Here is a 19,363-nt window from a genome sequence, read left to right on the forward strand (position 1 = left end):
GGCCGGACGAACGCAAATGGTTCGTCCGGCCATTCAAAGGGTTGCGAGGAGATCAGGCCAGCGCGGTCTTCAAGGTGTCAGCCAGATCCGTCCGTTCCCAAGAGAAGCCGCCATCAGCCTCCGGGGCGCGGCCGAAATGGCCATAGGATGCGGTGCGCGCATAGATGGGCTTATTGAGGCCCAGATGCTCGCGAATGCCGCGCGGACGCAGGTTCACAACCTCACGCAGGGCTTTCTCGAGCTTGGCCTCTTCCACCTGGCCGGTTCCGTGGAGGTCCACATAGACGGCCAGCGGATCCGACACGCCAATAGCGTAGGCGAGCTGGATCGTGGCGCGATCAGCGAGGCCGGCGGCCACCACGTTCTTGGCCAGGTAGCGGGCCGCATAGGCTGCGGACCGATCCACCTTGGTCGGATCCTTGCCAGAGAAGGCGCCGCCGCCATGGGGCGCCGCGCCGCCATAGGTGTCGACGATGATCTTGCGGCCCGTGAGGCCGCAATCGCCATCCGGACCACCGATCACGAACTTGCCGGTGGGATTGACGTGCCAGATGGTCTCGTCGGAGATCCAGCCGTCGGGCAGGGCCTGACGGATATAGGGCTCGACGATGTGGCGGACATCCAGCGAAGACAGGTTCTCGTCCAGGTGCTGGGTCGAGAGCACGATCTGGGTCACACCGACGGGCTTGCCCTTCTCGTAGCGCACGGTCACCTGGCTCTTGGCGTCGGGGCCCAGAACCTTGGTCTCGCCGGTCCGGCGAGCTTCGGAGAGGACCTTCAGGATGCGGTGCGCGTAATAGATGGGCGCCGGCATGAGCTCGGGCGTCTCACGGACGGCATAGCCGAACATGATACCCTGGTCGCCCGCACCTTCGTCCTTGTTGCCGGCGATATCGACACCCTGCGCGATGTCCGCCGACTGCGCATGCAACAGGACCTCAACCTCGGCATTTTCCCAATGGAAGCCGTCCTGCTCATAGCCGATATCGCGAATGGCGAGCCGGGCGAGATGAGTAACGAGGTCCTTCGTGATGACCGACGGACCGCGCGTCTCGCCCGCAATCACCACCCGGTTCGTGGTGGCGAGGGTCTCGGCCGCGACCCGGACTTGCGTCGGGTCGAAGCCATGTTCGAGGGAGGCGCGGAAAAAGGCGTCAACCACTTCGTCGGAAATCCGATCGCACACCTTGTCGGGATGTCCTTCGGAGACGGATTCACTGGTGAAGAGATAGGATGAGCGCACCATCAGCCCTTTTCCGCTGCTAACCGATGCCAAGGTTTTACAGAGCACCAGAAGCCGGTCAAGACCTTCACGTCGGATTCGTTCTACAAATCGAACGCTACCCTTCCGCCTCTTCCCCGGCGATGGACGCCACGAGATCCACGATTCGGCGACGAACCTTGGCATCGGAAATCCGCATGAAGCTGCGGGTCAGCGCAAGACCGTCCGACGTGGCCAGGAAGTCGGAAACATAAGTTGGAGACGCAGTCTCGGAGAAGCCTTCCGCCTCCGGCCCAACAGTCGGGACACCCTCGAAAAAGAACGCAACGGGAACGCCAAGTACCACGGAAATCTGCTGAAGACGGCTTGCGCCGATCCGATTGGTACCTTTTTCGTATTTCTGGATCTGCTGGAATGTGATGCCGAGACTTTCGCCAAGTTTTTCCTGGCTCATGCCTACCATCATGCGTCGCATACGTACCCGGCTACCGACATGCTTGTCGATCGGGTTCGGCGCCTTCTTGGCCATGGTTTCTCCGGTGACTCGGAAATGAGTGTCTCACTTCGCGAAGCGAAGGCTGCCCTGACACACGCCAAGATAAGCATACAACGTATCAGCGTCGATCAACTTCTACGTGTTTTCGCGGATGCACGGAAAGAATTGTTTTGCTGAGGCAAACACCCAGCAGGGCCAGATAGATAAGCAGCGGGGGCAACGCACCATGACGGGACGAGAAGGGCGGATTCCCCAACGGCTGGGGCAAGTTTGTATCCAAGACCCCCCGCTCCCCTAGACCCAGGGTTGCGACAATTCGACCGAGCGGGTCGACGATCGCGGAGATCCCGGTATTGGCGGCACGCACGAGCGGCAGCCCCTCCTCGATGCTTCGCAACCGCGCTTGAAGGAAATGCTGATAGGGGCCGGGGGTCAATCCAAACCAGGCATCATTGGTCACGTTCAGCAGGAAGCCCGGCCGGCCACCCTCGGGCAGCACCGCGCCGGGAAAAATCACCTCGTAGCAGATGAGGGGACCGGCAGTGGGTGCCCCAGGGATGCGCAAGGCCTCCAGCCTGGACCCGGAAGAGAAGCCGCCGCGGACCCGAGTGAGCTGCTCCAGGCCCAGGCTCTCGAGGAAAGACTGGAAGGGCAGGTACTCGCCAAACGGCACCAAGTGCACCTTATCTGCATTCTGCAGGACCCGCCCGTCATGGTCCATGACACGAATGGAGTTGAAGAAACTGGAGGTCTGCCCCGGGGGCGGCGGGCCGCGACGTGCCGCTCCCGTCACCAGGGTCACATTCTCCGGCAACGTCGCGGCGATGCGCTGGCGCGCCCAGGGCTCATATTCATAAATGAAGGGAAAGGCGGATTCCGGAAAGATGAGAAGCGTGACATCGGCCAGCCCACGAGGATAGTGCGCACTGGGCTCGGCGCTTAGCTCCAGATACTCCTCCAGCACCGCCTCGCGCCGCGCATAGACGAACTTTTCGTTCTGCGGGATGGCGGGCTGAACCAGCCGGAGCCGGACGCCGGGAACCTCCCCGATCTGGGTCGTGGCGAGCCGCCATGCCCCCCAGCCCCAACCCGCGGCGAGGAGCGCAGCCGCAGACAGCACCACCACCATGGAGGCAGGCCGCCGAGGGCGGTCGAGCAGGAGGACAGGGGTCGAGAAAATCCCGATGGTGAGGAAGGTCAGACCCCAGAGCCCCACGAGCGCCGCGCCTTGCGCGAGCGGCAGCACCTCGGTGACCGCATAACCGAACGTGTTCCAGGGAAACCCGGTCAGGACGTGGCCGCGCAACCATTCCGCGCCGCCAAGGCCGACGCAGAGGGCGGCGATGCGCTCCGGCCCGCCGCGCCAGACCAGGCGTGCAACCGCAAGCCCAGCAGCGGAAAACAGCGCGAGGCCCGCTGGCATGGACACCACGGCAAAGGGCAAGAGCCAGGCAAAAACATCGGCCTCCACCAGGAAGGCATTGCCGATCCACCACAGGGAGGCGAGGAAATAGCCGAAGCCGAACCACCAGCCGACAGCGCCCGCGGCACGGACCCCGCGCCATCCAGGCGCAGTGGTGCCATCCATCAGCAGCACCAAGGCGGGAAAGGTGAGCGCCAGGACCGGCCACAAGTCGAAGGGCGCCGTGGAAGCCGCCGAGACGACACCCACCATAAAGGCGCAGCCCCATCGCCGCCATCCGGTCAGGGACCGCAACAGGTCCGTCGCGCGCCCCAGCCCGACCGCAATGCGCCTCACGCCGCTTCGCCGGTCTCTCGCGGGCCGTCCGTCTCCGGCGGGGAGGGCGGAATGATCCGCAGGCGTTTCACACGGCGAGGATCGGCCTCCAGGACTTCAACCGTGAAACCACCGGGGGTGAGAACTGTTTCACCCACCTTCGGCACCCGGGCGGCCAGAGTGACCACCAGCCCGCCGAGGCTGTCCACCTCGTCGACCAGCTCTGCCGGGGCGAAGTCGGGGCCGAGCACATCGATCACATCATCCACAGGGGTGCGGGCGTCAGCCAGGAAACTGCCATCGGCCTGCTTTTGGACGTCTGAATCCTCTTCGTCGTGCTCATCCTCGATCTCGCCGACGATCTCCTCCACCACGTCTTCCATGGAGACAAGGCCGTCGGTCCCGCCATATTCGTCGATCACCAGGGCGAGGTGGACGCGGGCGGCCTGCATCGAGACCAGAAGGTCAATGGCCGGCATGGACGGCGGCACGTAGAGGATGCGGCGGATGAGGTCCGTATCGGCCAGCGACTGGCCAAGGTCGAATGCACCAAGATTAAGGGCGGCGGGCTCCACCCCGTTGGCTTCCACCTCCGCGCGGGGCCGGCCGCCGGACGCGATGAAGGTCAGCAGATCGCGGATATGGACCATGCCCACCGGATCATCCAGGCCGTCATCATAGACCACCAGCCGGGAATGGCTGGCATTGGCGAACGCCACCATGAGTTCACCCAGGGTCACGTCCTTCTGGACCGCGACGATTTCCGCGCGCGGGACCATGATGTCCCCGATCCCCACCTCCTTGAGGTGCAGGATGTTGCGCAACATCTTGCGCTCGGACGGCGTGAATTCGCTTACCTCCTCGGCGGTGTCCTGCTCATCCAGGATTTCCTCCAGATCCGTGCGGAGGGAGCCCTGGGGCCGGAAGGTGCCGAGGAGGGCACGCAATCGATCGAGAAAACTCTGCGGCTCCGAAGAGGCGGGGTCGCTCGATGAATCGAGATTGGACATGGTCTCCCTTTAGGGTCTCAGTTCAGGTTTCGGCGGGCAGCGCGTAGGGGTCGGTGATTCCGAGGCCCGCCAGGATGCGCCGCTCCATGTCTTCCATTTCCTCGGCTTCGTCGTCCTGCTCGTGGTCATAGCCGAGCAGGTGCAGCGTGCCGTGCACCACCAAGTGGCTCAAATGATCAAGCGGCGCCTTGCCCTCGTCTGCCGCCTCCGCGAGCACCGTCTCCAGGGCGACGATCACATCGCCCAGCGGCTCGGGTGTTACGTCGTCAGGCACTTCCGCGGCGGGGAAGGACAGGACGTTGGTGGGCTTGTCCTTGTCCCGCCAGTCCCGGTTGAGCACCTGGATGCGGGCATCGTCCGTCAGGGTGATGGCCAACTCCACCGGACGGTCGAACGTTTCCGCATGGGCGGTCAGGACCGCCATCGCAGCAGCCTCGCAGCGCGCGCCGGCCTCCGGCAGAACGGCCCAGCCTTCCGCTTCCAGAAGGATGTCGATCTCTGCCGCAGGCCCGGGACTTCGCGCCGATGCCATGGCTCAGGCCCCCTTGCCGGACTTGGCCGCATCGTTGGCCTCATAGGCGGCGACGATACGGGCCACCAGTTCGTGGCGCACCACGTCCTGTGCCGTGAAGTAGGACAGGCCGACGCCTTCCACACCCTCCAGCAGCCGCACCGCCTCCGCAAGGCCAGACGTCTGGCCGCTGGGCAGGTCGGTCTGGCTCGGGTCTCCCGTGATGATCATGTGGGAGTTCTCGCCGAGGCGGGTCAGGAACATCTTCATCTGCATGGACGTGGCATTTTGCGCCTCGTCCAGGATCACCGCGGCGTTGGCCAGCGTACGCCCACGCATGAAGGCGAGCGGCGCGATCTCGATCTCGCCGGACTGGAGCGCCCGCTCCACGAAGGAGCGGTCCATGAGGTCGTAGAGCGCGTCATAGATGGGCCGCAGATAGGGGTCGACCTTCTCGCGCATGTCGCCGGGCAGGAAGCCGAGCCGCTCACCGGCCTCCACCGCCGGGCGGGACAGGATCAGGCGATCCACCATCCGCCGCTCCAGGAGGTGCACCGCATAGGCGACCGCCAGCCAGGTCTTTCCCGTGCCCGCAGGCCCGACGCCGAACACCAAGGTGTGGCGCTTCAGGGCGCGGATATAGGCGTCCTGCGCGGCCGTACGGGCGCGCACGGGACGACGACGCAGCTGGATCTCGTCGAAGCTCTGGCGGTCTTCGGCGGGGTCGAAATCGAACAGCGAACCCTGGGAGACGGCCTCGCGAATGGCACCTTCCACGTCGCCCACGCCCACGTCGCGGCCCCGCTTGAGGCCGTCATAGAGGTGCTCCAGGACGTGGCGCGCCTGCTCGCAGGCATCGCGCGGGCCTTCCAGCGTCACATGGTTCCCGCGTGAATCAGCCTTCACGCCCAGCTTGCGCTCAAGAAGCGCCAGGTTGCGGCCATAATGGCCGAACAGCAGCGTGGCGAGGCGGTTGTCGTCGAAGGCGAGCACCACCTGGGTGGGCGCGTCCACCCCCTGGATTGCCCAAGGGTCGGATATGGCTGCGCGGGCCGGGCCCTGGGGCACCGGCGGGCGGTCTCGATCGACGCCAGATCTGCGCAAGCTCAGGCCTCCATTGCCGCAAGAGGGCGGGCCTCCCCGGCCGCCGCGCCCGTTTCGGGCCGGCCGGAGAGAGAATTGGGACCCGCCTCCAGAATGGTGACGGGAATGACATCGCCGATCCGGGCGCCGGGCGCTTCCACGACCACCGACTGGAGGTAGGGCGAGCGCCCGATCAACTGGCCGGCATAGCGGCCGGGCTTTTCCAGGAGAATATCGAACGAGCGGCCCACGCAGGCGCGGTCAAAGGCGCGCTTGGAGCGCTCGAGGGCCGCCTGCAGGCGGGCGAGACGCTCGGTCTTCACCTCTTCCGCCACCTGGTTGGCATGGTCCGCCGCCGGGGTGCCCGGACGGGCGGAGTATTTGAACGAATAAGCGCTGGCAAAGCCCACCCGTTCCACGAGGTCCAGCGTCTCCTCGAATTCAGCCTCGGTCTCCCCGGGGAAGCCGACGATGAAATCGGACGACAGCGCCAGGTCCGGACGGGCCGCGCGCATGCGGTCGATGATGTCGAAGAACTCTGCCCGGCCATGCTTGCGGTTCATGGCCTGGAGGATCCGGTCGGAGCCGGACTGCACCGGCAGGTGCAGATAGGGCATCAACACCGGCAGGTCGCGATGGGCGGCGATCAGGTCGTCATCCATGTCGCGGGGATGGCTGGTGGTATAGCGCAGGCGCGCGACACCTGGGATCTCCGCGAGACGATGGAGGAGGCGGGCGAGCGACCACACCGTGCCATCCGGGCCGTCCCCGTGGAAGGCATTCACATTCTGGCCGATGAGCGTGATCTCGCGCACGCCCTGGCCGGCGAGGCGCTCCGCCTCGACCACGATCTTCGCCACCGGCCGCGACAGCTCGGCCCCACGGGTATAGGGAACCACGCAGAAGGTACAGAACTTGTCGCACCCTTCCTGGACGGTGACGAAGGCGGTGGGGCCGCGCTTGCGTGTCGCCTCAAGGCTTGGAGCGGGAAGATGGTCGAACTTGTCCTCGACAGGAAAGTCCGTATCCACCGCCTGACCACCGGCTTTGACCTTGGCGAGCAGCTCGGGCAGGCGGTGGTAGCTTTGAGGACCCACAACCAGGTCCACCACCGGCGCCCGGCGCATGATTTCTGCGCCTTCCGCCTGGGCGACGCAGCCGGCCACGGCGATGATGTTCTTGCGGCCCGTCTCAGCGCGCGCCTTGCGCATGCGACCGAGCTCCGAATAGACCTTTTCGGCGGCCTTTTCGCGAATATGGCAGGTGTTCAGGATGACGAGATCGGCCTCCGCCGGATCGCTCGTCTCCACATAGCCTTCCTTGGCCAGGGTGTCCGCCATACGATGGGAATCGTAGACGTTCATCTGGCACCCGAACGACTTCACATAAAGCTTGCGGGGCTCGTCCATTGCATCTCTGCCGTCGTCACCCTCGCGCCGCGACGCGACGCTGCTGTGACGCCGACGCTGTCTTCCCCGTGTCTGTAAGAACCATCCTCAGTCTTACCGGCAATTGCGCGATTTGGAAACTCACGTCGCTCCGCCACGGCCGGTCAGGCTGTCCTGCAGGAGGCGCTTGACCTCCTCCTCGCACAGACGCGTCACGGCCTTGCGGTCCAAAGGGCCATCCAGGGCCTTGGCTTCCCCGAAGGTCACCGTCACGTCGATGGCGCCCTGGCGCAGCACTTCCAGCAGGTGCGGAGCAAGATCCAAGTCGCCATACCAGGCGGCCAGGGGGCGGTGCTGGCGGCCCATGGGGATGCCTTGGACCTTCACATAGGCCACGGAGAGCGGCTGCACCCGCGCCTCGCTTCCCGCCGCCATCACGTCGCGCACGGCGCCCACCAGGGCCGAACGGAACGGAAGGACGCGATTGCCGTCGCTGGAGGTGCCCTCGGCGAACAGGACCACCGGATCACCCTGCGACAGGCGCTCGGCGATTTCCTGGTTCACCGCCCCGGTCTTGGCGCGGCGCTGGCGATCCACGAACACCGAGCGCTGGAGCTTGGCCAGAAGGCCGATCAGCGGCCAACCCGCCACCTCGGACTTGGCCACGAAGACCAGAGGCACCACCGATCCCAGGACGCAAATGTCCAGCCAGGTGGAATGATTGGACAGAAACAGAAGCGGCCGCTCAGCCACTGGGGCGCCCTTCACGGTGACCCGCACACCCATCAAGGCCAGCGCCGCGCGATGAAACAGCATGGGGATTTGACGGCGTACCGGCAGATTAAGCTTCAGTGCCACCCATTGCAGGGGAATGCCCACCGCCGTCACGCCGGCCAGGGCGACGAGCATGCCGCCCATGCGCAACCGGTCGAGGATCCGGGAGGCGGCCGGCCATTCGGGCCCGAGATTGGGCATGGGTTCCTTGTCGAAGGAATCCACCCACGGCGCAGGGCCCGGCACGTTCATGGTCACGCCGGCTTCTCCTCAAGGGGAACCACATAGAGTTCGAGCCGGTGGCCGACGATTCGATAACCCAGCCGCCGGGCGATCTCCTCCTGGAGGCGCTCAATCTCCTCGGACCGGAACTCCTTCACCTCCCCGCTGCGCAGGTCGATGAGATGGTCGTGATGCTCGTCCGGCACCGGCTCGTAGCGCGAACGGCCATCGCCGAATTCGTGGCGCTCCACGATGCCCGCATCCTCGAACATCTTGACGGTCCGATAGACTGTGGAGATGGAAATCTTGTCGTCGATGGCGCTGGCGCGGCGGTACAGCTCCTCCACGTCGGGATGATCCTCGGCGGCGGTGAGCACGCGGGCGATCACCCGGCGCTGGTCGGTCATGCGCATGCCCTTGGCGTGGCAGGCTTCCTCGATGGCGCTGATCTTGTCGCTCAAGGATACCCTCCTTCTTCGCCGAGCCGGTTCCTGCTTATGGCGTCGGTCCCCCGTCCGCAAGCGGGAGGCGCGGGACGGTTTGCCCTGGCCTTCAGAAGTCCAGGCGCATCACGAGGGCGTCGCCGGAGCCACCCGAGCCCGCATAATAGCCCTTGCGGCGCCCCACTTCCCCATAGCCGAGGCTACGATAGAGCTTGACCGCCGCGACATTCCCCGCCTCGACCTCCAAGTGCGAGGAGGTCACGCCAAGCCCGGCGAGGCGCTGGAGATGGTGGGTCAGAAGCAGACGGCCCAGCCCCTTGCCGCGAGCGGCGGGGGCGACCGCAATGGACAGGATCTCCGCTTCCGGCGCCACCAGGTGCGAGAGCACGAAACCCAGCACGTCCCCTGTTCCCCGCCACACCACGTGGGCCCGCGCCGCCTGACTGGCGAGCAATCGCTCCAGTTCGTCCGTGCCCCAGCCGCGATGGAAGGAGGCGGCGTGGATGCGCGCCATGGCCGGCATGTCGGCCGTCCATGCGTCGCGCACGACCGGTGCCTTGGGCGCGGAGAAGCCGGGGAACGAAATCACCGCCGGGCGATCCGCGCCGCATCCTGCGGCTTGGCGTCGGGAGCCTTCAGATAAAGTGGGCGCGGTTCCGCCTGGGCGGGGTCCGCCACCGCGCCGAGACGGGCGACCCACGCCACGTCGGGGGCGGCCATGACCTCCACCGTCTCCGGCGTCGCTTCCCCCGGCGGCCACATCTGCGCCACGAGGCCAGCCCCCGACCCCACAAGGCGCACCGCGCCGATGGCGACCGAGCGCGCCGCATCCTTCGCCGACATCACCCGCGGCGCGATCAGGGTGCGCCCTCCCGAGCCAAACATCTGCAGGAACACATGGTCGTGGCGGGCATCGATGGCGCTCACCACGGGCACGCTGTCATCCATGGCGAGGAAAGGGGCGGCCAGGGCCGCGAGCGTGGACACCCCCACCACCGGCCGCCGCGCCACCAGCGCGAAGCCGCGCGCGGCCGAGAGCCCGACGCGCAACCCGGTGAAGCTGCCGGGACCGACGGTCGCCACCACGCGGTCCAGCTCGGAAAAGTCCAGCCCGGCATCGCGCATGACCTGTTCGACGATGGGCACGAGCGCCTCCGCGTGCCCGCGCTCCATGTAAACGGAATCGCCGGCGACAATGGTGTCGCTTTCCCCGTTCAGCACCGCGACCGAGCAGGCGGTCAGTGCCGTATCAATGGCCAGAACATACATGTGGTGTGACAGCCCGAATCCCGGCTGCACAATCCCCCGAAACCGGCCTCAACGGAAGGGGGGCGGGAAAATCGCCCCGCCCAAGCCCGAACTGCGGCGCTGGAGCTTGCCTTTAGACCGGGCGAACCTCGACCACTTCCGGCACGAAATGTCGCAACAGGTTCTCGATGCCGTTCTTCAGCGTCGCCGTGGACGAGGGACACCCCGAGCAGGAGCCCTTCATATTAAGATAGACGATGCCTTCCTTGAAGCCGCGGAAGGTAATGTCGCCGCCATCATTGGCGACCGCCGGACGCACGCGCGTCTCGATCAGTTCCTTGATGGTGTCGACGATTTCCTCGTCCTCGGCGGCGAAGAACTCGTCGCCGTCCTCACTCGCGGCCACCCCCTCGGCCAGCACGGGCGCACCGGACATGAAGTGCTCCATGATGGCGCCGAGAATGGCGGGCTTCAGGTGCGCCCAGTCTCCCCCCGCCTTGGTCACCGTGATGAAGTCGGACCCCAGGAACACGCCGTTCACACCGTTCACCTCGAACAGGCGCTGGGCCAGGGGCGAACGCTCGGCTTCGCTCTCGCTGCGCAGTTCGAGGGTGCCATCGCCCAGGACAGTCCGTCCGGGCAGGAATTTCAGGGTCGCCGGATTGGGCGTCGCCTCGGTCTGGATGAACATTTTGATCTCACATCCTTCAAGGGGATGGCGGCAGAACCGCACGTCACCGGGAAGATAGGCATGGCCGGGCTTCAGGGAAAGGGTCGTCGCACCATCCCGATCTTGTGCCAGCGCGGGACACACGCCGAGAGAAGGCGAGATCGAAGGGGGAACGGGAGCAGTCCGAATCGCTGCTTGCCCAGCGATCTTCTTTTGTTCCCGCTCAAGGCGTGAAGCCTTGAACCGCAAGAATGCGATCCCCATCCTTAACGGCGCGGCATCCGCTTGAGCCTTTGCCGCCGAAGGAGAGAGGAATGAATTACGTACGGACGGCCATCCTGCTTGCGGGTTTGACCGCCCTTTTCATGGCCGTGGGGTTCGCTATCGGCGGCAAGGGCGGGATGATGATTGCGCTGGTCATCGCCGCGGGCATGAACCTGTTCAGCTACTGGAACTCGGACAAGATGGTCCTGCGCATGTATGGGGCGCAGGAAGTGGACGAGCGAACCGCCCCCGATCTTGTCGCCATGGTGCGCGAACTTGCGCAGCGGGCCGAACTGCCCATGCCGCGCGTCTACATCATCGACAATCCGCAACCCAACGCCTTTGCCACCGGGCGCAATCCGCAGAATGCTGCGGTCGCGGCCACGACAGGCCTGCTGCGCACCTTGTCGCGCGAGGAAGTGGCGGGCGTGATGGCGCACGAGCTGGCGCATATCAAGCATCACGACACCCTCACCATGACCATCACGGCGACCATTGCGGGCGCCATCTCCATGCTCGCCAATATCGGCCTGCTGTTCGGTGGCGGAAACCGGGAGAACGGCTCGCCCTTTGGCGCCATCGGGACCATCCTGATGGTCATCCTGGCCCCTCTCGCGGCCATGGTGGTCCAGATGGCCATCTCCCGCTCGCGGGAGTATGAGGCCGACCGCGGCGGAGCGGAGATTTGCGGCGAGCCGATGGCACTGGCCTCGGCGCTGGCCAAGATCGCCGGCATTGCCCACCAGGTGAACAATTACGAAGCCGAGGCGCACCCCGCCACCGCCCACATGTTCATCATCAATCCCCTGTCCGGCCAGCGCATGGACGGTCTGTTCTCGACCCACCCCGCCACGGAAAACCGCATCGCCGCCCTGCAGGAGTTGGCGCGGCAGATGGGCCGGGGCATGGGAGGCGGGATGGGCGGCGGCTTCGGGTCCGCTCCCCGTGCCGCCGGCCCCTGGAATGGTGGCGGTCGACGCGGCCCATGGGGATGATCCGACCCCGCGAACGCCGCCCGTTTTCCAGCCGGGACGGGGACGGGTTTCGTCGCTCGTCCCGGCGCACATTAGCCCCCGATTTGCAAAACGCTCCGGCCTGGCTTACCTGCCGCCCATGAAATCCCCCTCTGCCAACGCCTCGCGGCGTCCGCCGCCCTCTGGTCTGCCTGCGCGTCTCGTCGCCGCCGATGCGCTCGACCGCATTCTGCGCGCCAACCTGCCGCTCGAGGAAGCCCTGGAGGCCGCTGCCGGCCTCGACCCCCGCGACCGGGCGCTGGCCTATCGCATCGTTGCTACGGCCCTCCGTCGGCTGGGAACCCTGCGCGCCATCTTCGGCATGTTGCTGGAGCGTGGCACCCCGCGCTCCGCCCCCAAGGTGGAAACCGTCCTCCTGGTCGGCGCCGCCCAGATCCTGTTCATGGACGTGCCGGACCATGCGGCGGTGGGACTGAGCGTGGAAGTGGCCCGGCACGACAAGTCCACCGGCGGCTTTGCGGGCCTTATCAATGCGGTGCTCCGCCGCCTGACCCGGGAGGGACAGGATCTGCTGGCGCAGGTGGCGCCGCAGCTTCTCGACACGCCGGACTGGCTGCGCACCCGCTGGACCGCGACCTATGGTGCCGATGCGACCCGCGCCATTTGCGAGGCACTCTTGAATGAACCGCCGCTCGACCTGACGGTGAAGGCGGATCCCGAAGGCTGGGCGCAGACGCTCGGCGGCACATTGACACCCACCGGCACCGTTCGGCTTGCCAATGCCGGCCCCATTCGTGCCCTTCCGGGCTTTGAAGAGGGGGCGTGGTGGGTCCAGGACGCGGGCGCCGCCTTGCCGGCGCGCCTTCTGGGCGACGTGCGCGGGCGGCGGGTGGCCGATCTGTGCGCCGCACCGGGCGGCAAGACCGCCCAGCTCGCCGCCGCCGGAGCGGACGTGACGGCCGTGGACCGCTCCGCCGACCGCCTGACGCGCCTGAAAGAAAATCTGGCTCGCCTCGGCCTTGCCGCCAGCGTCATCCAGGCGGACGCCACCACCTTCAAGGCCGAGCCGTTTCACGCCATCCTGCTCGATGCGCCCTGCTCGGCCACGGGCACCTTGCGCCGCCATCCGGACGTGGCCTGGAGCAAGAGCCCGGCGGACATCGGCACGCTCGCCGCGCTTCAGAGCCGGCTCATCGACCACGCAGCCGAACTTTTGGCGCCGGGCGGCGTGCTGGTCTATTCCACCTGCTCCCTCGAGCCGGAGGAGGGGGAGGCGCAGATCGAGGCCCTGCTCGCCCGCAGGCCCGACATGGAGCGTGCGCCCATGGACAAGAATGAGCATCCGGGCCTCGAAAAATTCATCACTCCTCAAGGGGATTTGCGCACACTTCCCTCGGACTGGCCCGCGCCGAGGCCCGAGCTTTCGGGTATTGACGGCTTCTTCGCGGCCCGGTTGCGCAAGCGCGGCTGATCCGGCTTTGCCCATGTCGGGAGCGAGCGGTCCTCATTCTGGACCGACCTGCCACCCTCCCATGGCTGCCGCGAGGCTCGCCTTCCGAAGGACGGTCCGCGGGCAGGGGTGGCAGGACGCATGACACGGGGAGCCTTGGCAGAACGCGTGCGCCTGGCGGGCTATCTCGTCGGGCGTTCCTGGCGCTCGCTCTTGGCCCGCGCGCCCGCCGCGCCTTTGGCGCTGGGCCAGGTGAGCGTGCCGGTGCCGGAGCGCCTGCTCATCGCGCCCCAGGACCTGCGCACCGGCGACCCCACCCGCGCCAGCGAGATCTATGCAGGCCGCTTCGCCTTTGCCGGCAAGATCGCCATGCTGGAGGGGCACACGCCGTTTGAGATCGACCCGCCCTCCGAGGAATGGGCGGAAGTTCTGCACGGCTTCGGCTGGCTGCGCCACCTGCGTGCGGCCGGAACCACCATCGCCCGCGCCAATGCCCGCGCTCTGGTGGGAGACTGGATCCGCAATTCCGGCGTTGCGCGCAATGTGGCCGCGCGGCCGGACGTGACTGCGCGTCGCATCATCTCGTGGCTCACGCAGGCCCCTTTCATCCTCCAGGACGCGGACCACGATTTCTATCGCCGGTTCATGAAGAGCCTGGCGCGGCAAGTGCGGCATCTGCGGCGTGCCTCCGGCGAGGCGCCAGACGGCTATCCCCGCCTCATTGCTCTGATCGCGCTGGTCTTTGCGGGCCTGTGCATGTCCGACCAGTCTCGCCTGCTCCGCGCCGCCCAAAAGCGGCTTGTGGAGGAGTTGGACCGTCAGATTCTCCCGGATGGCGGCCCGCTCACGCGCAGCCCGGGCATGCTCATCGCGCTGCTGCTGGACCTCCTGCCGCTCCGTCATGCCTTTGCCGCCCGCAACCAGCCCGCCCCACCGGCGCTGATGAATGCCATCGACCGCATGATGCCCATGCTGCGCTTCTTCCGGCACGGGGACGGTGCTTTCTCCCTCTTTCACGGCATGAGCCACACGGCCGCCGATCAGCTCGCCACCATCCTGGCCTATGATGATGCGCGCGGCGCGCCGGTGGCCAATGCGCCCCATGCGGGCTTCCAGCGCATGGAAGCGCGGGGCGCGGTGGTGATCGTCGATACCGGCACGCCTCCCCCTCTCTCCGCCAGCGAGGAGGCGCATGCCAGCTGCCTCGCCTTCGAAATGTCGTCGGGGCGGCACCGCATCGTGGTCAATTGCGGGATGACGGAGATCAACCGCGAGCGCTGGCGCCAGGTGGCCCGGGCCACGGCCGCCCACTCCACGGTCGTGGTCGGCGATACCTCCTCCTGCCGCTTCTTCGCAGAGGGACGCCTTGCCCGCATGGTGGGCATCCCCATCGTCTCCGGCCCCAAGAGCGTGCCCGTGCAGCGGGGAAGCCGCGATGGCACCATCATGCTGCGGGCCAGCCATGACGGTTATGCAGAGCCGTTCGGCGTCATCCACCAGCGCTCCTGGCGCCTGGACGCGGATGGCGGCCGCCTGGATGGAGAGGACGTGTTCCGCTCCACGGCCGGGCCGGAAGCGGCGCTTCCGGCGGTCGGCTTCGTGGCCCGCTTCCACCTGCACCCGGCCATCACCGTGGAGCGCCTGGACGACCAAAGCACTGTTCTGCTTACAGTTCCTGGCGGGGAGGCGTGGGCCTTCGTCGCACCGAACCAGATGGTGCACGTGGACGAAAGCGTCTATCTCGCCGCGCCCGACGGCCCGCGTCGCACGCTCCAGCTGGTGCTCTCCGGCAATTTGGCCGAGACGCCCCGGCTGCTGTGGACCTTCGTGCGCACCCGCGAGGCGCCCTCCGTGCGACCCTCGCCCATCAGGGGCCCCGCCGCGCGAGCTTGATGACGAGGCACCGCCGGACGTGATAGGGCGAGCCCCGATCCCGTTCGGAGTGCCTCCATGACCGTCGATATCCGCCCCGTCACCCGCGCCCTCATCTCGGTGTCCGACAAGGCCGGATTGATCCCGTTCGCCACCGCGCTGGCGAAGACCGGCGTGCAACTCGTCTCCACCGGCGGCACCCGCAAGGCGCTGGCCGAGGCGGGACTTGAGGTGCTGGACGTGGCCGAGCTGACCGGCTTCCCCGAGATGATGGACGGCCGCGTGAAGACGCTGCACCCCAAGGTGCATGGCGGCATTCTGGCCATCCGGGCCGATGCCGGCCACCAGGCCTCCATGGCCGAGCACGCCATCGCTCCCATCGATCTGGTGGTGGTGAACCTCTATCCCTTCGAGGCCACGGTCGCGCGCGGGGCCGACTTCGACGAGACCATCGAGAATATCGACATTGGCGGGCCGGCGCTGATCCGCGGCGCGGCCAAGAACCACAATGACGTGGCCGTGGTGGTGGATGTGGCCGACTACGAGGCCGTCATCAAGGAGATCGAGCTGCATGGCGGCACCACGCTCGCCTTGCGCCGGCGCCTCGCCCAGACCGCCTATGCCCGCACCGCCGCTTATGACGCCGCCATCTCCAACTGGTTCGCCGGCCAGGTGGATGTCAGCGCGCCCAGCTACCGCGCCTTTGGCGGCAAGCTGCTGGAAGAGCTGCGCTATGGCGAAAACCCCCACCAGAAGGCCGCCTTCTATGCCACAGGAGAGCAGCGCCCCGGCGTCGCCACCGCCCGTCAGGTGCAGGGCAAGCAGCTCTCCTTCAACAACATCAATGACACCGACGCGGCCTTCGAGTGTGTGGGCGAGTTCCATCCCGCCCGCTCGGCGGCGGTGGTGATCGTCAAGCACGCCAATCCCTGTGGCGTGGCTGAGGGGGCGAGCCTGGAAGAGGCCTATCGCAAGGCGCTGGCTTGCGACCCCGTCTCCGCCTTCGGCGGCATCATCGCCGTCAACCGGACCCTGGACGCAGCCGCCGCCCGCCTGATGACCGAGATCTTCACCGAGGTGATCGTCGCCCCCGACGCCACCGAGGAGGCCATCGCCATCGTCGGCGCCAAGAAGAATCTGCGCCTGCTGGTGACCGGCGGCCTGCCTGACCCGCGCGCCGAGGGCCTCAATGTGCGCACGGTGGCCGGCGGACTGTTGGTGCAGAGCCGCGACAATGTGAGCGCCGACGACCTGGAGCTGAAGGTGGTTACGCGCCGCGCACCCACCGAGCAGGAGCTTCTCGACCTGCGCTTCGCGTTCCGGGTCGCCAAGCATGTGAAGTCCAACACCATCATCTATGCCAAGGACCTCGCCACCGTCGGCATCGGCGCGGGCCAGATGAGCCGCGTGGATTCCGCCCGCATCGCCGCCCGCAAGGCGCAGGATGCGGCCGAAGCCGCCGGGCTCGCCGTGCCGCTCACCAAGGGATCGGTTGTGGCCTCCGATGCCTTCTTCCCCTTCGCCGATGGCCTCCTGGCGGCGGTGGAGGCGGGCGCCACCGCCGTCATCCAGCCAGGCGGTTCCATGCGCGACGCCGAGGTGATCGCCGCCGCCGACGAGGCGGGCCTTGCCATGGTCTTCACCGGCGTGCGCCACTTCAAGCACTGAACCGGCGGTGCCGATCGGCACCGTCTTGTCCTGAATCAAGGCCCTGCATCGGCGGGCGCGGCATGAAGAATTCATGACCGCGCTCGCCTTTGCCCCCCGCTCCGCGCCCGCCCTGCCGTCCGCACAGGATCTCCTGGCCCGTTATGGCGGCCCGGTGCCACGTTATACGAGCTATCCCACCGCACCCCATTTTGGGCCGCAGGTGGATGCGGGCGTCTACGGGCAATGGCTCGCAGCGTTGCCAGCCGACGTGGACGTCTCCCTTTACCTGCATGTGCCGTTCTGTGCCGAGCTGTGTCTCTATTGCGGTTGCCAGACCAGCGTCGCGCGCACCTATACCCCCGTGGCAGCCTTCACCGACCGGCTGCTGGACGAGATCGCCCTGGTGGCCGAGCAGCTGCCGCACCGGCTGTCAGCCCGACACATTCATTTCGGGGGCGGCACGCCCACCATGCTGTCGGACGCGGACTTCACCCGCGTCATGACGCGCCTGCGGTCCGTCTTCGACATCAGGGATGGCGCCGAGATCGCCATCGAGATCGATCCTAGGGTCATGGATGAAGCCAAGGCCGCCTCGCTGGCGCGCAACGGCGTGAACCGTGTCAGCCTTGGCGTCCAGGATTTCGAGCTCGACGTGCAGAAGGCCATCCGGCGGATGCAGAGCTTCGAGGAGACGGCGCAGGTCACGGCGTGGCTGCGCGCCGCCGGCATACCGTCCATCAATCTGGACCTCATCTACGGCCTGCCGCACCAGACGCTGGAAACCGTGGCGCGCACCGTGCGGTCTGCATTGGAACTGGAGCCAGACCGCATCGCCGTGTTCGGTTATGCCCATGTGCCCTGGATGAAGCGCCACCAGGCCCTCATCCCGGAAGACTCGCTGCCCGGCCCCTCAGCGCGCCTGGACCAGGCGAGCCTGATCGCCCAAATGCTGAATGACGCCGGCTATGTGTCGGTTGGGCTTGACCATTTCGCGCAGCCCCACGACAGCCTTGCCGCCAAGGCGGTGGTCGGGGCTTTGAAGCGCAATTTCCAGGGCTACACCACCGACGACGCGCCGGTGCTTCTGGGCTTCGGGCCATCCTCCATCGGGGCGCTCCCCCAGGGCTATGTGCAGAACATCCCCGCCACCCCCGCCTGGCACAAGGCGGTAGCCGAAGGGATCCTGCCGGTGGCGCGCGGACGGCTTGTCACGGCCGAGGATCGGCTCCGGCGGGACGTGATCGAGCGCCTGATGTGTGACCTCTGCGTGGACCTTGCTGCGGTCTGCGCCCGCCACGATGTGCCGCTTGGTCATTTCGATGCGGAGCGCGCGGCTCTTGCCGCCTTGGAGGCCGACAGCCTGGTCGAACTCAGCGGCAATGTGATTCGCATCCCCGAAGCGGCGCGCAGCTTCACCCGTGTGGCCTGCGCCGTCTTCGACGCCTATCTGCCGCAGGCAAAAGAAAACGCCGCCGAGCCTCGACGGCATTCGGCGGCGGTGTGAGGTGGGGAGGAAGTTACGCAGATACGCGGGTACACAGGAAATGGATCGGCGCCTTCAGGAGTCGAGGCGCCGCAGGGCATGACGGTCACGCAGCATGACGCGGCGCGAGGAGGGCAGGGCGATGATCGCAGCCTCTTCCAGCGAGGTGAGGGTGCGCGAGACGGTCTCGATCGTCAGCCCGAGATAATCGGCAATGTCCTGGCGGGACATAGGGAGGACCACTTCGGTGGCCGGCTCGTGGCTGTTGGCCGAGCGGCGGGCAAGGTCCAGGAGGAACGCGGCCACCCGTTCCTGCGCGGTCTTGCGGCCGAGGAGGAGCAGATGGTCTTGCGCGCGGTGCAGCTCCGCAAAGGTCAGCGCCCAAAGGGCCTGGGCCAATTCGGCATCGTCGGAGGCGCGGGCGAAGAGGATGGAGCGCTTGACGCGGGCGAGGCGGCATTCATTGACGGCTTCAGCCGAAAAGCGATTGAGCGATCCGCGCTCCCAGCCAAAGGCATCGCCCGGCAGGCAGAACGCCTCGATCTGGCGGCGGCCATCGCCCAGAAGCTTGCAGATGCGCACCACTCCGGACAACACCACGTAGATATATTCCGCCGGCTCGTCCTCACCGAAGATTTCGGAGTTGCGGGCAAGCTGGACGACGGTTCCGAGGCTGCTGACCAGATCAGCAGCGCGGGAGACATCGACAGTCTCTCCCCACCGGACTTCGCCGCGGGCATTCAGCGCATTATGCGAGGACAGGGGGGCGACATGGACGTTCATCGGAGCGGTCTCCATCTGGACGTCGAAAGGGATAGTCCGTTGCCTGCACAGGCGAAATTCGGATTGAACCCTTACGTCTGCC

General features: G+C 66.7%; 18 protein-coding genes. 5 read left to right on the forward strand and 13 right to left on the reverse strand.

Annotation, left to right across the window (positions count from 1 at the left end):
- Positions 1-52: 52 nt before the first annotated feature.
- The 12 genes from metK to PV781_RS15505 all read right to left on the reverse strand — a co-directional run bounded on the left by metK (position 53) and on the right by PV781_RS15505 (position 10,826).
- On the reverse strand, positions 53-1,246 hold the full coding sequence (metK, locus tag PV781_RS15450; RefSeq protein ID WP_274776530.1) for a methionine adenosyltransferase: 1,194 nt from the start codon (positions 1,244-1,246) through the stop codon (positions 53-55).
- 94 nt (positions 1,247-1,340) lie between these two features.
- A complete protein-coding gene (locus PV781_RS15455; RefSeq protein WP_274776531.1) occupies positions 1,341-1,751 on the reverse strand; it encodes a helix-turn-helix domain-containing protein in 411 nt (136 codons plus the stop codon).
- Between the two features lie 85 nt (positions 1,752-1,836).
- Entirely contained in the window at positions 1,837-3,393 is a 1,557-nt protein-coding gene (lnt, locus tag PV781_RS15460) for an apolipoprotein N-acyltransferase (RefSeq protein ID WP_425532408.1), read from the reverse strand.
- 80 nt (positions 3,394-3,473) lie between these two features.
- Positions 3,474-4,466 (reverse strand): hemolysin family protein, encoded by a 993-nt coding sequence (locus PV781_RS15465; protein WP_274776533.1) that lies wholly within the window; start codon positions 4,464-4,466, stop codon positions 3,474-3,476.
- Between the two features lie 22 nt (positions 4,467-4,488).
- Positions 4,489-4,998, reverse strand: coding sequence for an rRNA maturation RNase YbeY (gene ybeY / locus PV781_RS15470; protein ID WP_274776534.1), 510 nt, complete (start codon positions 4,996-4,998; stop codon positions 4,489-4,491).
- A 3-nt stretch (positions 4,999-5,001) separates the two neighbouring features.
- Positions 5,002-5,991 (reverse strand): PhoH family protein, encoded by a 990-nt coding sequence (locus PV781_RS15475; protein ID WP_342455452.1) that lies wholly within the window; start codon positions 5,989-5,991, stop codon positions 5,002-5,004.
- A 92-nt stretch (positions 5,992-6,083) separates the two neighbouring features.
- Positions 6,084-7,469, reverse strand: a complete 1,386-nt coding sequence (gene miaB, locus PV781_RS15480; RefSeq protein WP_274776535.1) for a tRNA (N6-isopentenyl adenosine(37)-C2)-methylthiotransferase MiaB — start codon at positions 7,467-7,469, stop codon at positions 6,084-6,086.
- Positions 7,470-7,589: 120 nt separating this feature from the next.
- Positions 7,590-8,474: a lyso-ornithine lipid O-acyltransferase gene (olsA, locus tag PV781_RS15485; protein WP_274776708.1), complete on the reverse strand. Its 885-nt coding sequence runs from the start codon at positions 8,472-8,474 to the stop codon at positions 7,590-7,592.
- 2 nt (positions 8,475-8,476) lie between these two features.
- Positions 8,477-8,857 carry a Fur family transcriptional regulator gene (locus PV781_RS15490; protein ID WP_209105303.1) on the reverse strand — a complete coding sequence of 127 codons (381 nt, stop codon included), beginning with the start codon at positions 8,855-8,857 and terminating at the stop codon, positions 8,477-8,479.
- 139 nt (positions 8,858-8,996) lie between these two features.
- Positions 8,997-9,476, reverse strand: coding sequence for a ribosomal protein S18-alanine N-acetyltransferase (gene rimI / locus PV781_RS15495; protein WP_274776536.1), 480 nt, complete (start codon positions 9,474-9,476; stop codon positions 8,997-8,999).
- The gene (gene tsaB / locus PV781_RS15500; protein ID WP_274776537.1) at positions 9,473-10,156 is read right to left on the reverse strand and encodes a tRNA (adenosine(37)-N6)-threonylcarbamoyltransferase complex dimerization subunit type 1 TsaB; all 684 of its coding nucleotides are present in this window, start codon (positions 10,154-10,156) and stop codon (positions 9,473-9,475) included. The genes rimI and tsaB overlap by 4 nt, the downstream gene beginning before the upstream one ends.
- 112 nt (positions 10,157-10,268) lie before the next feature.
- On the reverse strand, positions 10,269-10,826 hold the full coding sequence (locus tag PV781_RS15505) for a NifU family protein (RefSeq protein ID WP_274776538.1): 558 nt from the start codon (positions 10,824-10,826) through the stop codon (positions 10,269-10,271).
- Positions 10,827-11,119: 293 nt separating this feature from the next.
- On the opposite strand from PV781_RS15505, the gene htpX reads away from it, so the two are divergent.
- The 5 genes from htpX (at position 11,120) to hemN (ending at position 18,519) form a co-directional block, all read left to right on the forward strand.
- The gene (gene htpX / locus PV781_RS15510) at positions 11,120-12,064 is read left to right on the forward strand and encodes a zinc metalloprotease HtpX (RefSeq protein ID WP_274776539.1); all 945 of its coding nucleotides are present in this window, start codon (positions 11,120-11,122) and stop codon (positions 12,062-12,064) included.
- 118 nt (positions 12,065-12,182) lie between these two features.
- On the forward strand, positions 12,183-13,514 hold the full coding sequence (gene rsmB / locus PV781_RS15515; RefSeq protein ID WP_274776540.1) for a 16S rRNA (cytosine(967)-C(5))-methyltransferase RsmB: 1,332 nt from the start codon (positions 12,183-12,185) through the stop codon (positions 13,512-13,514).
- Between the two features lie 120 nt (positions 13,515-13,634).
- A complete protein-coding gene (locus tag PV781_RS15520; protein WP_274776541.1) occupies positions 13,635-15,386 on the forward strand; it encodes a heparinase II/III family protein in 1,752 nt (583 codons plus the stop codon).
- A 57-nt stretch (positions 15,387-15,443) separates the two neighbouring features.
- Complete coding sequence (gene purH / locus PV781_RS15525; protein ID WP_274776542.1) at positions 15,444-17,033, forward strand: bifunctional phosphoribosylaminoimidazolecarboxamide formyltransferase/IMP cyclohydrolase; 1,590 nt, start codon at positions 15,444-15,446, stop codon at positions 17,031-17,033.
- A gap of 73 nt (positions 17,034-17,106) precedes the next feature.
- The gene (gene hemN, locus PV781_RS15530) at positions 17,107-18,519 is read left to right on the forward strand and encodes an oxygen-independent coproporphyrinogen III oxidase (protein ID WP_274776543.1); all 1,413 of its coding nucleotides are present in this window, start codon (positions 17,107-17,109) and stop codon (positions 18,517-18,519) included.
- 54 nt (positions 18,520-18,573) lie between these two features.
- Here the strand turns inward: hemN and PV781_RS15535 are convergent, their stop codons facing one another.
- Positions 18,574-19,281, reverse strand: coding sequence for a helix-turn-helix domain-containing protein (locus PV781_RS15535; RefSeq protein WP_274776544.1), 708 nt, complete (start codon positions 19,279-19,281; stop codon positions 18,574-18,576).
- Positions 19,282-19,363: the final 82 nt, after the last annotated feature.

It is taken from the genome of Aquabacter sediminis (assembly GCF_028863665.1).
Classification (GTDB): domain Bacteria; phylum Pseudomonadota; class Alphaproteobacteria; order Rhizobiales; family Xanthobacteraceae; genus L1I39.

What these genes read in the sequence shown, in the direction of transcription:
- purH (WP_274776542.1), top strand. Translation starts at nt 15,444, where the DNA reads ATGACCGTCGATATCCGCCCCGTCACCCGCGCCCTCATCTCGGTGTCC.
- tsaB (WP_274776537.1), bottom strand. Translation starts at nt 10,156, where the DNA reads ATGTATGTTCTGGCCATTGATACGGCACTGACCGCCTGCTCGGTCGCG.
- PV781_RS15520 (WP_274776541.1), top strand. Translation starts at nt 13,635, where the DNA reads ATGACACGGGGAGCCTTGGCAGAACGCGTGCGCCTGGCGGGCTATCTC.
- olsA (WP_274776708.1), bottom strand. Translation starts at nt 8,474, where the DNA reads ATGAACGTGCCGGGCCCTGCGCCGTGGGTGGATTCCTTCGACAAGGAA.
- htpX (WP_274776539.1), top strand. Translation starts at nt 11,120, where the DNA reads ATGAATTACGTACGGACGGCCATCCTGCTTGCGGGTTTGACCGCCCTT.
- PV781_RS15465 (WP_274776533.1), bottom strand. Translation starts at nt 4,466, where the DNA reads ATGTCCAATCTCGATTCATCGAGCGACCCCGCCTCTTCGGAGCCGCAG.
- ybeY (WP_274776534.1), bottom strand. Translation starts at nt 4,998, where the DNA reads ATGGCATCGGCGCGAAGTCCCGGGCCTGCGGCAGAGATCGACATCCTT.
- PV781_RS15490 (WP_209105303.1), bottom strand. Translation starts at nt 8,857, where the DNA reads ATGCGCATGACCGACCAGCGCCGGGTGATCGCCCGCGTGCTCACCGCC.
- metK (WP_274776530.1), bottom strand. Translation starts at nt 1,246, where the DNA reads ATGGTGCGCTCATCCTATCTCTTCACCAGTGAATCCGTCTCCGAAGGA.
- PV781_RS15455 (WP_274776531.1), bottom strand. Translation starts at nt 1,751, where the DNA reads ATGGCCAAGAAGGCGCCGAACCCGATCGACAAGCATGTCGGTAGCCGG.
- PV781_RS15535 (WP_274776544.1), bottom strand. Translation starts at nt 19,281, where the DNA reads ATGAACGTCCATGTCGCCCCCCTGTCCTCGCATAATGCGCTGAATGCC.
- lnt (WP_425532408.1), bottom strand. Translation starts at nt 3,393, where the DNA reads ATGGTGGGTGTCGTCTCGGCGGCTTCCACGGCGCCCTTCGACTTGTGG.
- hemN (WP_274776543.1), top strand. Translation starts at nt 17,107, where the DNA reads ATGACCGCGCTCGCCTTTGCCCCCCGCTCCGCGCCCGCCCTGCCGTCC.
- PV781_RS15505 (WP_274776538.1), bottom strand. Translation starts at nt 10,826, where the DNA reads ATGTTCATCCAGACCGAGGCGACGCCCAATCCGGCGACCCTGAAATTC.
- miaB (WP_274776535.1), bottom strand. Translation starts at nt 7,469, where the DNA reads ATGGACGAGCCCCGCAAGCTTTATGTGAAGTCGTTCGGGTGCCAGATG.
- rsmB (WP_274776540.1), top strand. Translation starts at nt 12,183, where the DNA reads ATGAAATCCCCCTCTGCCAACGCCTCGCGGCGTCCGCCGCCCTCTGGT.